This is a genomic window from Desulfobacula sp. (genome assembly GCF_014237455.1).
Taxonomy (GTDB): Bacteria; Desulfobacterota; Desulfobacteria; order Desulfobacterales; family Desulfobacteraceae; genus Desulfobacula.
Genome location: NZ_JABZFL010000096.1, coordinates 38,280 through 52,225, shown reverse-complemented (window position 1 = coordinate 52,225; position 13,946 = coordinate 38,280). Strand labels below are relative to the sequence as shown.

At 40.4% G+C, this 13,946-nt stretch carries 17 protein-coding genes; 4 read left to right on the top strand and 13 right to left on the bottom strand.

What is annotated here, in order from left to right:
- Window positions 1-9 precede the first annotated feature (9 nt).
- The 9 genes from HGJ91_RS13920 to HGJ91_RS13880 all read right to left on the bottom strand — a co-directional run bounded on the left by HGJ91_RS13920 (window position 10) and on the right by HGJ91_RS13880 (window position 7,315).
- Window positions 10-549 carry a 2-oxoacid:acceptor oxidoreductase family protein gene (locus HGJ91_RS13920; RefSeq protein ID WP_291348419.1) on the bottom strand — a complete coding sequence of 180 codons (540 nt, stop codon included), beginning with the start codon at window positions 547-549 and terminating at the stop codon, window positions 10-12.
- 24 nt (window positions 550-573) lie between these two features.
- A complete protein-coding gene (locus HGJ91_RS13915) occupies window positions 574-1,311 on the bottom strand; it encodes a thiamine pyrophosphate-dependent enzyme (RefSeq protein ID WP_291348418.1) in 738 nt (245 codons plus the stop codon).
- A 25-nt stretch (window positions 1,312-1,336) separates the two neighbouring features.
- Entirely contained in the window at window positions 1,337-2,404 is a 1,068-nt protein-coding gene (gene vorB / locus HGJ91_RS13910; RefSeq protein ID WP_291348417.1) for a 3-methyl-2-oxobutanoate dehydrogenase subunit VorB, read from the bottom strand.
- Between the two features lie 18 nt (window positions 2,405-2,422).
- Window positions 2,423-2,665, bottom strand: a complete 243-nt coding sequence (locus HGJ91_RS13905; protein WP_291348416.1) for a ferredoxin family protein — start codon at window positions 2,663-2,665, stop codon at window positions 2,423-2,425.
- A 19-nt stretch (window positions 2,666-2,684) separates the two neighbouring features.
- Window positions 2,685-3,368, bottom strand: coding sequence for a cobalamin biosynthesis protein CbiA (locus HGJ91_RS13900; RefSeq protein WP_291348415.1), 684 nt, complete (start codon window positions 3,366-3,368; stop codon window positions 2,685-2,687).
- Window positions 3,369-3,510: 142 nt separating this feature from the next.
- Window positions 3,511-4,629: a hypothetical protein gene (locus tag HGJ91_RS13895; protein ID WP_291348414.1), complete on the bottom strand. Its 1,119-nt coding sequence runs from the start codon at window positions 4,627-4,629 to the stop codon at window positions 3,511-3,513.
- Complete coding sequence (locus tag HGJ91_RS13890) at window positions 4,619-5,845, bottom strand: radical SAM protein (RefSeq protein WP_291348413.1); 1,227 nt, start codon at window positions 5,843-5,845, stop codon at window positions 4,619-4,621. The genes HGJ91_RS13895 and HGJ91_RS13890 overlap by 11 nt, the downstream gene beginning before the upstream one ends.
- A gap of 102 nt (window positions 5,846-5,947) precedes the next feature.
- Complete coding sequence (locus HGJ91_RS13885; RefSeq protein ID WP_291348412.1) at window positions 5,948-6,763, bottom strand: ZIP family metal transporter; 816 nt, start codon at window positions 6,761-6,763, stop codon at window positions 5,948-5,950.
- 99 nt (window positions 6,764-6,862) lie between these two features.
- Window positions 6,863-7,315: a hypothetical protein gene (locus HGJ91_RS13880; RefSeq protein WP_291348411.1), complete on the bottom strand. Its 453-nt coding sequence runs from the start codon at window positions 7,313-7,315 to the stop codon at window positions 6,863-6,865.
- Between the two features lie 465 nt (window positions 7,316-7,780).
- On the opposite strand from HGJ91_RS13880, the gene HGJ91_RS13875 reads away from it, so the two are divergent.
- The 4 genes from HGJ91_RS13875 (at window position 7,781) to HGJ91_RS13860 (ending at window position 9,208) form a co-directional block, all read left to right on the top strand.
- The gene (locus tag HGJ91_RS13875; RefSeq protein WP_291348410.1) at window positions 7,781-8,080 is read left to right on the top strand and encodes a type II toxin-antitoxin system RelE/ParE family toxin; all 300 of its coding nucleotides are present in this window, start codon (window positions 7,781-7,783) and stop codon (window positions 8,078-8,080) included.
- A gap of 3 nt (window positions 8,081-8,083) precedes the next feature.
- Entirely contained in the window at window positions 8,084-8,362 is a 279-nt protein-coding gene (locus HGJ91_RS13870; protein WP_291348409.1) for an addiction module antidote protein, read from the top strand.
- A 311-nt stretch (window positions 8,363-8,673) separates the two neighbouring features.
- A complete protein-coding gene (locus HGJ91_RS13865; protein ID WP_291348408.1) occupies window positions 8,674-8,922 on the top strand; it encodes a type II toxin-antitoxin system ParD family antitoxin in 249 nt (82 codons plus the stop codon).
- Window positions 8,915-9,208 carry a type II toxin-antitoxin system RelE/ParE family toxin gene (locus HGJ91_RS13860; protein ID WP_291348407.1) on the top strand — a complete coding sequence of 98 codons (294 nt, stop codon included), beginning with the start codon at window positions 8,915-8,917 and terminating at the stop codon, window positions 9,206-9,208. The genes HGJ91_RS13865 and HGJ91_RS13860 overlap by 8 nt, the downstream gene beginning before the upstream one ends.
- Before the next feature lie 490 nt (window positions 9,209-9,698).
- Here HGJ91_RS13860 and HGJ91_RS13855 read toward each other — a convergent pair whose 3' ends face one another.
- The 4 genes from HGJ91_RS13855 to HGJ91_RS13840 all read right to left on the bottom strand — a co-directional run bounded on the left by HGJ91_RS13855 (window position 9,699) and on the right by HGJ91_RS13840 (window position 13,590).
- Window positions 9,699-9,899: a hypothetical protein gene (locus HGJ91_RS13855; protein WP_291348406.1), complete on the bottom strand. Its 201-nt coding sequence runs from the start codon at window positions 9,897-9,899 to the stop codon at window positions 9,699-9,701.
- An 83-nt stretch (window positions 9,900-9,982) separates the two neighbouring features.
- The gene (locus tag HGJ91_RS13850; RefSeq protein WP_291348405.1) at window positions 9,983-10,387 is read right to left on the bottom strand and encodes a very short patch repair endonuclease; all 405 of its coding nucleotides are present in this window, start codon (window positions 10,385-10,387) and stop codon (window positions 9,983-9,985) included.
- 3 nt (window positions 10,388-10,390) lie between these two features.
- The gene (locus HGJ91_RS13845) at window positions 10,391-11,968 is read right to left on the bottom strand and encodes a DNA cytosine methyltransferase (RefSeq protein WP_291348404.1); all 1,578 of its coding nucleotides are present in this window, start codon (window positions 11,966-11,968) and stop codon (window positions 10,391-10,393) included.
- 2 nt (window positions 11,969-11,970) lie between these two features.
- The gene (locus tag HGJ91_RS13840) at window positions 11,971-13,590 is read right to left on the bottom strand and encodes an AIPR family protein (RefSeq protein ID WP_291348403.1); all 1,620 of its coding nucleotides are present in this window, start codon (window positions 13,588-13,590) and stop codon (window positions 11,971-11,973) included.
- Between the last annotated feature and the right edge of the window lie 356 nt (window positions 13,591-13,946).

Here is a 13,946-nt window from a genome sequence, read left to right as displayed (position 1 = left end):
TAATTACCTTTAACTGTTATTTGTGATATTCACGCCATCATCAAACGCTTTCATGTTCAGCGGAATAATTTTTGCCTTGGCGGCAAACTCTTCTTTAACACAGTTTTTCAAAATTTCCAAATCAACAAGCTTTGTTTTTGCAGCGAATGCGCTTAATGCAACAATGTTAGCTGCTCTGATGCTGCCTGCTTTTGTGGCAATATCATTTGCCGGAACAATCAGTTCGGTAATATCATCTCTTTCACTCCGGGTGGGAATAAGAGAGCTGTTTATAAAAATAACACCGCCCGGTTTTACATCCTTGGCAAATTTTTCCAGGGACGGACGGTTCATAGCCACAAGATGGCTCGGATTCTTAATGATGGGAGAGCCGATCCTTTTGTCACTGATCACAACGGTACAATAGGCGGTTCCGCCTCTCATCTCAGGTCCATATGACGGCACCCAGGCCACAAAAAAATCTTGTTTCATTGCTGCATAGGCTAAAAGTTTTGCGCTGAGCAAAATTCCCTGGCCGCCAAATCCTGCAAATTTTATTTCTGTTTGCATTGGTTTCTCCAAAAATTATAATACCTATTCAGGTACCTTGTAATCTCCCAGTTCATAATATGGCAGAAGATTGTCCTCGGCCCATTTTAATGAATCAAGTGGTGTCAGACCCCAGTTGGTCGGGCAGGTGCTGATAACTTCCACAAAACTGAAACATTTTCCTTCTACCTGATATTCAAAGGCTTTTTTAATGGCTTTTTTAGTTTTATTGACCTGCTGGGGTTTTAATACCGCCTGTCGGGTAACATATCCCGGGGTCACAAGCTCTCCCAACAGGTTCGCCATCCTTATGGGCATTCCGGTCTGATCTGTATCACGGCCCATAGGTGCTGTGGTGGCGCGTTGACCCGGCATGGTTGTCGGCGCCATCTGGCCGCCTGTCATGCCATAAATGGCATTGTTAATAAAAATGGTTGTAAATTTTTCACCTCTGTTGGCAGCATGGATGATTTCACCCATACCAATACTGGCAAGGTCACCGTCTCCCTGGTAAGTGAAAACGATGAGATCGGGCCTGACCCTTTTCATTCCCGTTGCCATAGCAGGCGCACGCCCATGCGCGGCTTCCTGGAAATCAAAATTAAAATAATTATATGCCAGCACTGCACACCCGACCGGGGCAATCCCCACTGTTCTTCCTCTTATACCTAATTCGTCAATAGCTTCTGCCACAAGCCTGTGAACAATGCCATGGGTACAGCCGGGACAATAATGTGTGTAATTGTCACTGAAGCTTTTTGGCGTTGAAAATGTTTTTCCCATTATATTTTTCTCCTAAATTTTGCGATTAGAGCAGCCCTTTAATAACATCGATAATTTTTTCAGGCGAAGGAATCTCCCCACCGCATTCACCATAAAAATCAACTTTTTTCTGGCCTTTAATGCAGCGTTCCACATCCTCGACCATTTGTCCCATGCTCATTTCAATGCTGATGACGGATTTGCAGCTTTCTTTGGTAGCTGCTTTAAAAATCGCTTCTTCCGGAAACGGAAACAGGGACTTCGGCCTTAACAGCCCAACTTCAATCCCTTCTTGTTTCATCATATCAATGGATGTTTTACATACACGGCTCATGGTGCCGTAACTGACAATGAGGACTTTATAATCCGTGTCTGTATTATACCCTTCGTACAGCACTTCCTCTTTTTTCATCTGTTCATATTTGGCTTTCAGGGCAAGGTTGTTCGCGTTGAGCTCTTTTGGATCAAGGAAAAGAGATCTGACAAGATTTCTTTTATTGCTTTTTCTTGTGTCCATGCCGCTGGTTGCCCAGTCGTCTTTATTAGACGGTTCTGTCTTAAGGTCATCCGGGAACTCCACAGGCTCCATCATCTGTCCGATTAATCCGTCACCTAAGATCATCACCGGCCCGCGATATTTTTCTGCCAAAGTGAAGGCTTTCATGGTCATTTCAACCGCTTCCTGAACACCGTCCGGTGCAAGAACCAGCAGGTGATAATCCCCGTGACCGCCGCCTTTGGTGGCCTGGAAATAATCTCCCTGGGAAGGCAGAATACCGCCGAGTCCCGGGCCGCCCCGCATAATGTTGACAAATACGGCAGGGCACTGGGCCGCTGAAATATATGAGATGGCTTCACTCATCAAACTGACACCGGGACTGGAAGAGGTTGTCATGACTCTTTCACCGGCAGCGGCTGCACCAAAAATCATATAGCCGACAGCCACTTCGCTTTCGCCCTGCAAAAATACGCCATCAACTTCAGGCATCCTTTTTGCGAGGTATTCGGCAACTTCAGACTGGGGGGTGATGGGATATGCAAAATAATTTTTACATCCAGCCCGGATTGCGGCTTCACCAATCGCTTCATTCCCTTTCATTAACACTTTAGACATTCTTTTTATCCTTATTCATTAATCAGTGGTCACTTTTTCGGGGCTCACTTTTTCGGTTTCAACAATGCTGATGGCAACATCAGGGCACATGATACAGCATATGGTGCAGTGGATGCAATCATCAGGTCTTGCCTGATATACGGGAAAATGTCCTTTCGCATTCACCTTATCAGTGATTTCTAGTACTTTTTTGGGACAGAAGTTGATACAAAGCCCGCATCCCTTGCACCGCTCAGAATCAATAATATGTTGGTACGCCATTTAAAATACTCCTTTGTTCTCAAACCCGTTTCCAGGGAGGATTCAGTTTCCTGTTTATTTCCAGTATGGGGCAGGTAAAACGATCCATCTCAAGTTGCGGTATTAAATGTGATACAGCCGTAATAAATTCAATTTTAAGTCCTGTTTCGCAAGATATATCTTTTAAAAGATTATACCCTTTATAAATATGTTCAGGTATTGTCTCGTCAATGAGATTGGCATTGCTGACAAGTCCTGTTATCTTTATTTTTGAAGAGCTTTCAATCTCCTCTTTTATTTTGATACAGCCTTGGACATTTTCGGTAAACGGCCTGAATGGATTTATAACCTGCAGCATATGGACCTCTTTTTTGGACAGATGGTCTTCCAGTGCGGCAAGCACCGTTACTCCCGCATCATCTCCACCGGCATCAAGAATGGTCAGTTCAGACGGCTGCTGGATGATCCCGGCAACGGCCGGTGCGAGAATGGGAAGATCTGCATGCATGTATTTTTTGTCCGGCAAGACAACCTCAATCCCCATATCTTCAAGATAAACTCTTGCTTCACGGGTTCTGAAATAGGGATTGACAAGATCAAGATCAGCAATCTTTACATCAATACCGTCCTTTTTTCTTGCTGCCGCAAGATTTACCGCAGTTTCGGTTTTGCCACTGCCGTAATTCCCGCAAATAACGACAATCCCTTTAATATCTATATCCAAACAACATTCCCTAAAGGATAAATTTTAATAAATCACTCAAAACTTTAATTAAATCAGAAAATCCTCTGTTTTGCAAATAATTTTTTTATAAATTTTAGTTTTTGGTCAATGTTTGTAGGTTTATCAAGGATTTATTAAATGATCACATATTAAATGATGCGGCAATGGTCTTGACTTCATCCCTGGTCAGCCGTCTGCCCCAGGTGAAACTTTGGGTTTTTATTTTCAAAGTTATCTCTTCCAGTTTTTTTTCATCATGGGAGATGTTCTGCAATTCCAGATATTTTTTAACCATGTGCCTGCCGCATAGAATATTTAAAAAGAATTGTTCTTCTGACATCATTCCGTAGTCTCCATCTGCATGGGTGCCCGCCACATGGGTTTTGACAGCATCCCCGAACATAGGGGTATTAACGGTTAACAGGTGCTCATGGGTCTGTTCATATATTATGGAATCAATATATTTATAATAGGCTTTAAATGCAGGGATATCATCCGTGTTAAGGTTAATATCAAAGCCCTGGTCCTGAAGTGTTTTTGCCGTTGTATAAAGATCGGCAATTCCGTTTCTTTCTCCAATTCCCAAAGCAGAAGCCTCAAGGGCACTTCCGCCTGCCAGAATTCCCATCATAGAGTTGGCCGATGCCATACCCATATCATTGTGGCAGTGAATTGATATGTTTGTATTCCCGGTTTTAGAGGAAAGCCGATTTATTTTTTCAAAGACTTGGTTGGGGGCCATTATCCCCGAAGTATCCGGTAAAGAAAGCATATCTATATGGTGATGACTTAAAAATGAAACGCATTGATCTAAAATACGATCATCAGATCTGCCGATATCCAGCATGGCAATGGAGATGCTGGCGCTGGAATGTTTTTTTCTGATAAAATCAATGGTTTTTGAAAGGCCATGAAGAATATTATCAAGCTGATCAGGCGTTACATCATTTTTTATATGCAGATGAAAATGCAGATCATTCACATGGGTATCCAGCAGAATAGCGGCATCATGAATGTTGGCCCTTCCCATGGCCGCAATGCGGATTTTATATTCGTTTTTTTGGGCGTGCCGGCAAAGTGTTCTGACCGTATCGACTTCAACATCATGGGCAGGAGGGTAGCCTGCCTGGCAGATATCAACATTTAGCTTTTCCTGGAAGTCAAGAATCTTTAACCGCTGTGTGGGGGAGAACATTAATCCTCTGTATTGCATACCTTCCCTGAGGGTTTCATCAATGATGGTAATTTTTTTATTTTCCATGGCGTCCTTTTATTGGATTAAATAGGGGCGGATTAAAATATCCATGAATCAATTTGGGAAAATATTTGGATAATTGTTTAATGATGGTTTCCATCCCCAAAGGCCTGCCGCCGTCTTCTATTTTGGACATAAGTTCATAATATTTTTTAGGATCAAAGTTTAAGTTGCGCCATTGGATCATATCGATTTGATAGGCATCAATAAATTCTTTTAATGCAGCAAATTCTTTTTCGGAATCCGTAAATCCCGGGCAGTTAAGATAGTTGATGGAAACAAATTTTCCTCGCTGTTTTGCTGCTTGAATACTTTTAAGGACATCTGAAAATTGATAGGACTTTGGCCTGAAATAAGCGTGATAGCAATTTTTTCTGACGGAGTTTAAGCTGACCCTCATGGAATCAAGCCCGGCTTTGCATAATTTTTCAACATGCCGGGGCAGGCTGGCATTTGTGTTCAGGTTGATGGTGCCCTTGTCTGTTTTCTCCCGGATAAGCCTTATGGCAGGCTCTATGGCTTTGAATGCAGTTAAGGGATCTCCTTCACATCCCTGGCCAAAACTGACGACCGCCTTTTTAACGTGGAAAATATGTTCAAGGGACACCTGGGCGATTTCTTCAGGGCTCGGGGTAAAGCTGATTCTCTCCTGGCAGGCGCACAGGTTATTTTCTGTTTGAAGGGAGATACATCCAAGACAATTGGCATTGCATACCGTTGATGTGGGAAGAGGCGCTTCATACCGTTTGAGGAAAAAGTTTTTCCCGGCAGGACAGCCATATTGCAAGGCGCAGGTTTCAAGATGCCGGATCAGGCGGTTGCCAGGATATTTTTTCTGCATCTGGTTGACGCCTTTGACAACACCTTTATGAGGCATTTGTCTTAAATCCTGGCGGGGTTCTGTGTCCACAAGTATGGCAGCAGATCTGAAATCGTTTTTCCCAAATCCAACCGCACCATAAGAGAACAATGGGAGCAAATTTTTGATTCCCTCATCATCGTAAGCGCAGAAATGCCGGTTCACATATCCCGGCGAGTTGAATATGGCAACAGGGAATATTTTTTCTTTTGGATCAAACGGGCTGTGTTCAATAATTTCAAACTTGTCTTTCGCGATATTATAGACAATGGGCTTTCTCTGGGGCAGCATCATGAGTTCGCTGCCATGGGGCATGGGCACAGTCTTATCTTTTTTCAATACAACAGGCGTGTTGCCTGACATCCCGGCTGCACCATAGCCTTCCAGCTCAAATATTTCCCCATTTTCTGCCGCCGCAACAGCCGTCAGAATATTTTTATTGATATAACCGATATCTTACTCCTGTCACCCCAAAGATACATCGAGAATCATCATTATCGAAAAACCGATCATTGTCGCCATTGTCACCATGTCGATGTTTGTATTGTCTCTTTGAGCTTCCGGTATGAGTTCCTCCACCACAACAAAAATCATGGCGCCTGCCGCAAAACACAGAGCGTATGGAAGAATATGCTGCATCTTCAGGACAAATAAAGCGCCGATTACCCCGGCAATGGGTTCAACTATACCGGAAGCCTGCCCCATGAGAAAACTCTTCCCTTTACTCATTCCTTCTCTTCTCAATGGCATTGACACCGCAGTGCCTTCAGGAAAATTTTGAATCCCGATACCGATTGCCAGAGCAATTGCTCCTCCAATCGTGGCAGAAGGAAGATCAGCTGCTACCGCTCCAAAAGCAACACCGACAGCTAAGCCCTCAGGTATATTGTGAAGGGTTATGGCAAGTACTAAAAGGGTACTTCGCTGCCAAGACGTCTTTATGCCCTCACTTTTATCAATACTTAAGCCCGGATGAAGGTGCGGCAGGAATTTGTCAGTCAGTCTCATGAAAATTCCTCCCCCCATAAATCCTATGACAGCGGTGAGCCATGGGGTATGTCCCAATTGTTCCGCCATCTCTATGCCGGGCGCAAGAAGAGACCAGAAGCTTGCAGCAATCATTACCCCGGCAGCAAAACCAAGCATTGAATCCATGACTTTCGGGTTTACAGCTTTTGTAAAAAAAACAAGTGCCGCTCCTGCAGCCGTTACACTCCAGGTAAAGAGTGTGGCAATGAAGGCCTGCATAACAGGATCAAATTGTTGTATAAAACCGATCATTTTTTTATCTTTTGTCCATAGTAACAAAATGTGACTGACATATGAGAATGACATGCAATGATTGATGTGCCAAGCATTTTATTTTTTTCTTACAGATCATTATGACAGGGTATCAGTGATTTCCTTTATTCGAATCGATATATCCCTGACATTTGTCGTTCTGTTATCTATCCACCATTTCGCGTCTTTTTCTTTTTGCCACTCCTGGAAGAATAGCAGGAATGCTTTGTCTGATAATGCTTTTGCGTCTTCATCTTCATGGTTCAGACTTTGATTTAAATAGTTGGCTTTGTTTATCAGTTCTGCCCTTATTTTTTCAGCCCAGGCAATTCTTTTGGGTGTGCCGGTAAGCTGTGGGAAACCTAAGCTCGCATTGGCTTTTGAAAGTGTTGCTATCTTTTTATCAAGATACTCTTTTTTACATGAATCGCAGTACCAGTCTTTGTTGTCCACAAGCCAGAGGCATTTTTCGTGGCTGTCATACATCTGGACAGAAAACTGGTTAAAACACGATTTGCACCTGACTTTATAATCACAACTTTGTTCTGTCATTATTTTTTGTACCTCATATATCCGACAGCAATTGATCAGCTTTATGCCAATTTTCTTTTTAAGCATGCCATTTAAAACAGTTCCGGGACAATAGCCGATTTTAAGTTATATCTCAATCATTTATGGCAAAACCATACTGATTTTTAAAGATGAAAGGCAAGTAGCAGTTGGGGTAGATGAAAACGGTTTATACGCAATTACGGCTGCTTTAAAAATAGCCGAGCAAAGGAACGAGGATGTTTCAAATTCTTTGGTTTACTCATCTCTTTAAAAAGAAAATGTTTACAATTATCCAACAAGTTTAACAGGGACAGTCTGGGGGAATTTTAGACTTTGGGATCAAGCCCCAAATAATAGAAGTCCACGCCTATTTGTTATAAATCGAGTCGCCAATATTTTTTATTTCAAATTTAAATTTCCGGGTGAGATCTTGACAAAATGTATCCCATGAGATACATTTGAGCCATGAACTATACCCTTGAAAGCACAAGCCAATATGACAAATGGTTTAAAAAATTAAAGGATACCTCGTCAAGAATCAAAATTTTAGCCAGACTTTCCCGTGTTGAAAATGGGAATTTTGGAGACCATAAGCAGTTGGACGAAAAACTTTATGAGTTGCGATTATTCTTTGGCCCAGGTTTTCGAATTTATTATACCATCAAGAAAAGGAGAGTTGTTCTCCTGCTTGTCGGAGGAGATAAGTCCAGCCAACAAAAAGATATCAATAAAGCCGATGCGCTTTTGAAAAAACTGGAGGAATGAAAAATGACTTTAGAAACAAAACCTTTTGATATTGCTGAATACATGCAGAATCCGGAAGAAATCCGTGCTTATCTGCAGGAGGTACTGGATACTGGGGATGATTCAGATTTTATTCATGCGTTGAGTACCGCTGCCAGGGCCATGGGAATGACAGAAGTTGCTCAAAAGGCAGGCGTCACCCGTGCCAGTTTATATAAATCCCTTGCTGAAGGGGGCAATCCAAGGTTCAGCACCATTAGCAAAGTAACTAAAGCTTTGGGGTTTAAATTGGCGGTTGCATAGATAGATAACCCATCAGTATATTTGGTCGTCCGAGAGTTACCATTTTTCCGTTTCCTAAAGATTTGATGAAGTGGATTTACAGGGACAGTCTGGGGGAATTTTAGACTTTGGGATCAAGCCCCAAATAATAGAAGTCCACGCTTATTTCTCATAGATCGAGTTACCAATAAAAGAATCCAGCGCTATTTTTTGAATAATGGTTTGGCAACATAATAGACACTTGAACGCAACAATGGATATTTCCAAAGATTGACAATGTTTGTAGTTTTGTTATTATGATATGTAAATGTCTCTTAGATAAGGAGGGCAGTATGCATATCTCACTAACACCTGAGCTTGAAACCAAAGTTAAGCAAAAAGTAGCATCAGGTTTTTACAACAATGCCAGTGAAGTGATTCGGGATGCTTTGCGGTTCTGGGAAAAAAACGAAGAATTGGTACAGCACATGAAACTTGAAATGTTAAAAGAACGCCTATTGATCGGTGCTGATCAAGCTAATCAGGGGGAATTTGTTGAGCAATCCGTCAGCGAAATTGTTTCTGAGGTCAGGAATGCGTAAATACCGCCTCACTCCTTCCGCAAAATCAGATTTAATTGAAATCTGGAATTATTCTGTTGAGATCTGGGGTGAGAAACAAGCTGAAAAATATCTTCAGGAAATCGAAGACAAGCTTAATCAACTTGCGGCTAATCCGGAACTTGGAAGACAACGACCTGAAATTTCGCCCGGATATTATTCCTTTCCTGCACAGAAACACATCATCTTCTATTTAAACTCAGGTAGTCACATTGATATCATTGGTATTTTGCATGGGAAAATGGATATCGATAAGAATTTGATGTAAGTTTTTACCTTAACCAACTGAGCGATAGTATATTTCTATTGCCATGATTTATCTAAAACGAGCATTCAATAACAGGGACAGTCTGGGGTGCTAGTTCGTTAAAAAAATGAGCTTGTTCTATACATAGTCCTCGCCATCACAACAAATTCAGTCTGATAAAATCAAACGATAAAATCCAACATTTGAAATGTGAATTTCATTGCAAATGACAAAATCACAAGACACACAATATCTTGGGGGGTCATTTTTTTAAAAAAAGTGAGTTCTGAACGTAATAAGGATACTAACGTGGCTGGAGCAAGTTGCACTTATGACAGAATTATAGTGACGTCTGAAATGAATGCTAAATTTTCTGGGGAAGTTGGTGTCATTCGATTTGATGAAATTTATGAACTTGATTGTGGGGTAAAAGTGTTAAGATCATCCGGTTTATGGAGTTTTCCGTGTCAATTGAGTCTGTAAAACATGGGAATATTTTCTACTTCGCTAATTATGCACCATACTTTTCGAGGATTTTTAATTTTACTTTTTCAGATATAATTTTTGCATCTTCGGGAACCCTGCTGTAAATGGAATAGTAAGCAATTTGATGCACATAGTCATCAACATCATTTATATCAGCTGAATCATTCTTCATCTCTGTAATAACCTCTCTTGCAATCCCATCTATATCCCAATCTTCTATTGCCATATCTTCTCCACAGTATTCAATAAATCATGATATAAAAAATATATTATTTTAATAAAAATCAATATAGCACAAATATCAAACTATTACTGAAAAAAATCATGGACTATTTGTTTTAACTTCTTTTTGTCCTTCGTTTCACATTCCCAAATAATTTTAACCTGCCAACCAAGTTCCAATAGCTTATTTCTTTTTGTTTTATCTCTTTCAACATTGCGTGCAAATTTTGCCTCCCATTTTTTAACATTACTTTTAACTTTATATGCCAGATTACAACCTTCATGGCGATGCCAGAAACACCCATGAACCAATATGACAGTCCTGTATTTAGGTAATACAATATCTGGCTTGCCGGGAAGATCTTTTCTATGAAGCCTGAAACGATATCCCATCCTATGTAAAAGTGAACGGACAGCAATCTCAGGTTTGGTATCACGATTTTTAATTCGTGACATATTCCAGCTTCTTTTTTCTGGAGAAAGAGTATCCATAACTTACAACATTTCAGCTTTTTTTAAACTTTTAAATACCACTCCGGCAATTTGAAATGCCAGTAGAGGAGGAACCGCATTACCGACTTGAATGTACTGCTGGGTTCGACTTCCTTCAAAAAAATAATTATCGGGAAATGTCTGGAGCCTTGCTGCCTCTCTTACGGTAAAACTTCTGCACTGTATTGGGTCATAATGAATAAAATAATGACCATCTTTTGAAATATGACTGGTTACAGTAGTTGAGGGTATATTATCAACTTGAACACGAAATCTGTCGTTGAACTTACCGCTTCGAGCATTCTTATGTTTTGGTATCAATTCTTTTGGAAACTCCAGGATTTTGGGGGATACACCAAAACATTTGGAATAGCATGCTGCATAAAGATAACGGTGTAAATCCGACGTCATATGGGATTTACTCTGATGATTACATGCCCCATCCAATTTTTTATCTTTATACCACCATGAATTTATCATTTTGCCATTAAATTTACCTTGAACAAACTGACCACCAGTATCTAAATCTGATGATTTTTCTATTTTTTTAAGAGTTTCTACAAGACAGTTCTGAATATCACCATCTCGCTTGATATATTCAAGGAACCATTTATTATTTCCGAGTTGAAGTACACGCTTTTTCCATTTTTTGGCTGAATCTTTACTCCTTGATAATCCACTCCTCAGTTTTGGCAGATCACTGAGCGTTTCTACAACGGTTGTGACCTTCTTGCTTGGTTTAAGTGTATCAGGCCTTCCAAATGAATATTTTCTTCTGATACCAAACAGAACAACACGGTGTCTCCTTTGTGGAATACCGAACTCCTCCGATTTGATTATATAATCTCTTGGATTTGAAAACTCAGGAGTCACTGCATCACCCTTTTCAGGCATGATGAGAGGATAAATTTCATAATCATCTTCGAACTCAGCATTGCGATTATCACTACCTTGTAATGTTTTGAGTGGACATTTTAAGTCACTGAGAATTTTCTCAAAAATCGATTTGCCATTAACCTTGGCAGAAAGCATCCCCGTAACATTTTCCATGATAAAAGCAGTAGGCAAATGCTTGGCAATGATCCTTAAATATTCTTTGTACAAATAATTTTTGGGATCTTCTTCGGGTATATAATCTTTTATTCCTTTATTTCTTGAACGACCAATGACAGAGTAGGCTTGACATGGCGGCCCACCAATAAGAACCCATCGATCTCCATAATCTTTTTTTAAAGATTTTATTCTTTCATCAATTCTTTTGTTTAACGAGTCAGACGAACCCAGTTCTGCACACCAGACCTCGTCATTAGCTTTGTTAAACTCAGTTGGATATAAACTGAAAAGAGTTTCCTGGCTGTCAATTTCGCCCCTCAAGTAGCTATAATATTCAGAGGGGACTTGACCTTTTGGAAATTTTCGAAAAAAACTTCTTAGCAGAAGAGTTTTATGTGCTTCTATCTGTTTTTCGATGGAAAGAACAGTTTTGAAAACAGAATTTCCATTATCGTCACTTGCGGAGGAAAAACCCTCCCCCAAGCCACCCGGACCAGCAAACAGATCTACAACAGCAACAGTTCTCATAGTTAAACAGGAAAACCCAGTTTTTTAGCTTCATCAACAATCCTTTTACCCTGAAGAGCCTGTTTCCGTGAGGGTTTTTTACCCCGGGCAAGGAGTTTGCCAATGCTGAAAGAGATACTTCTCTGCCAAGCTTGTAAGTTATCAGTTTCTTTCGCCCATCGGGCAATTTCAAACCATTTCTCAAATGGGGTTTTCATCACCTCCGTAATTAGTTTTTCATCATTTTCATCAGGCCCATCGATCCCTCTTTCAGGGACACTGGCCCTGTATCCTTTTGAAGCAATTTGATCCGAGGATATATCGGAAAGTTTAATCGGTATGTCAAGTTCTTTAAGTCCTTCCCAACATTCTTTCTTTTTACACCATTCGGTAATATTCCTTCCACCTGGTGGATCAGTGATATGAGCGTGTACTGTAATTGATATTTTTCTTATCGCTTCTGAAAGGTCTTCACTCAGAGTTTGATTTTTCCATATTTTTCCCAAATCTATACGCTGATATGAATAAAAAGAAAGCCAAGCTAAAGAATAAGTAACTATCTGTGCCCTATAACCTCCATATTTCTGACTGGAAACTATTTTTTCAGTTTCTCTAAAAAGAATCGCTTTGGCTGCCAATTTCTGAAAATACTCTTTATTTGCTTTAAAACCTTTTCTTTCACTAAGACGCGCTGTAAAATCTCTGAAATTTTTCTGAGCCCCGAGACTTACTATCCATGGTATCTGAAGCCATGTATTCTCGAACTTCGCCAGATCGGTTTTTACAAAACGTTTCCGGGTAGGATTCTCTCTATTAAAGGTCCGTCTCTGAGCCAGTGTCAGCTTTGATTTTTCATCATTATATTGTCCTCTGGAACGTTCATAGAACCAGTGTGTAAGTTGATTAGATCCACTTGGGGCCGGTGCCCAGATTGTGCGCGACAGCTCTTCAAGCTCGACATGAAATGGGTCATTTGAATAGAAATCTGCTTCATTCACTTTATTTTGACTATTCGAATACCTAGAAACTAATGGAACAACTTTATCGAGCCTGATTTGATCATTGATAATGCATAACTTGGCCTGAATAAATGCTGAAGACAAATCAGCTTTGTCGTTTTTTCGGGTGTGGTATAAAGATGCCGTTGTCTGACCTCCATTGACAATCTGGAAATCTTTCAAATATGTAATCCTTTTACCGCCGTCCTCAGAATCTTCCAGAACTATACTTTCAGCAGTACCTGTAATTCCGTTGTTATAAGCAAGGAACATCTCCGGTTCGGTATTAAGAGTTACCCTGATTCCTTTATTAACTTTTCCTCTTGCCTGAAGAAATGCACGTACATTCCTTTCAAGAAGGCGGGCATTATATTTTTTATACAAATCAGCAAGGACAGTTCCAGGAAACACGGCCAGAATTGTTTTGTAGTCAGTGTTACTGTCAGCAATTTCAAGACAGGGAATTGTTGTCTTGAAGTCTTTTTTAAAATCAATTTCAATTGTCTCCCTTTTGCTGCCGGAGCTTATTATCTGTACGAACCTTTGAATATCCCAAACATGAAAGGAAATTTTCAGATGACCTTTTTCGATATCTGAAAAAGAAACGGGCTTACATCTGCAATCCGTGAATAGAAAAATTCTCACTTCTTTTAATTTTTTCCGCCGTTCATGTAAAAGCAGAGCAAGATCCAGAGCTGGAGAGACCTCAGGAATCAGGTTAAAATATCCATCATCCAGACATTTATTCAGAAAGTTCAGTGCTTTATTCAATTCGATTTGAATCTGTTTTTTGCTTATTGAAACTGAGGGGCATTTCCTGCTGCAAAACACAGAAAACAGATCAATCGAATCGATATCTGCTCCATAGCTATAGCCATTGATTTTTATTTCCCGTCTTTTATGCTCACAGATTTCCCCATCATCTATTTCAGCTGCTTCGGTAAGGTGTTCAATCATTAATTCTGCATATTTATCATCCCATGAAGTATTTTCATCAGAGT

Coding starts and splice junctions, on each gene's coding strand:
- HGJ91_RS13845 (WP_291348404.1), bottom strand. CDS start 11,968: ATGAGAACTGTTGCTGTTGTAGATCTGTTTGCTGGTCCGGGTGGCTTG.
- HGJ91_RS13855 (WP_291348406.1), bottom strand. CDS start 9,899: ATGGCAATAGAAGATTGGGATATAGATGGGATTGCAAGAGAGGTTATT.
- HGJ91_RS13870 (WP_291348409.1), top strand. CDS start 8,084: ATGACTTTAGAAACAAAACCTTTTGATATTGCTGAATACATGCAGAAT.
- HGJ91_RS13860 (WP_291348407.1), top strand. CDS start 8,915: ATGCGTAAATACCGCCTCACTCCTTCCGCAAAATCAGATTTAATTGAA.
- HGJ91_RS13895 (WP_291348414.1), bottom strand. CDS start 4,629: ATGGAAAATAAAAAAATTACCATCATTGATGAAACCCTCAGGGAAGGT.
- HGJ91_RS13885 (WP_291348412.1), bottom strand. CDS start 6,763: ATGATCGGTTTTATACAACAATTTGATCCTGTTATGCAGGCCTTCATT.
- HGJ91_RS13875 (WP_291348410.1), top strand. CDS start 7,781: ATGAACTATACCCTTGAAAGCACAAGCCAATATGACAAATGGTTTAAA.
- HGJ91_RS13850 (WP_291348405.1), bottom strand. CDS start 10,387: ATGGATACTCTTTCTCCAGAAAAAAGAAGCTGGAATATGTCACGAATT.
- HGJ91_RS13865 (WP_291348408.1), top strand. CDS start 8,674: ATGCATATCTCACTAACACCTGAGCTTGAAACCAAAGTTAAGCAAAAA.
- vorB (WP_291348417.1), bottom strand. CDS start 2,404: ATGTCTAAAGTGTTAATGAAAGGGAATGAAGCGATTGGTGAAGCCGCA.
- HGJ91_RS13915 (WP_291348418.1), bottom strand. CDS start 1,311: ATGGGAAAAACATTTTCAACGCCAAAAAGCTTCAGTGACAATTACACA.
- HGJ91_RS13880 (WP_291348411.1), bottom strand. CDS start 7,315: ATGACAGAACAAAGTTGTGATTATAAAGTCAGGTGCAAATCGTGTTTT.
- HGJ91_RS13905 (WP_291348416.1), bottom strand. CDS start 2,665: ATGGCGTACCAACATATTATTGATTCTGAGCGGTGCAAGGGATGCGGG.
- HGJ91_RS13890 (WP_291348413.1), bottom strand. CDS start 5,845: ATGTCAGGCAACACGCCTGTTGTATTGAAAAAAGATAAGACTGTGCCC.
- HGJ91_RS13920 (WP_291348419.1), bottom strand. CDS start 549: ATGCAAACAGAAATAAAATTTGCAGGATTTGGCGGCCAGGGAATTTTG.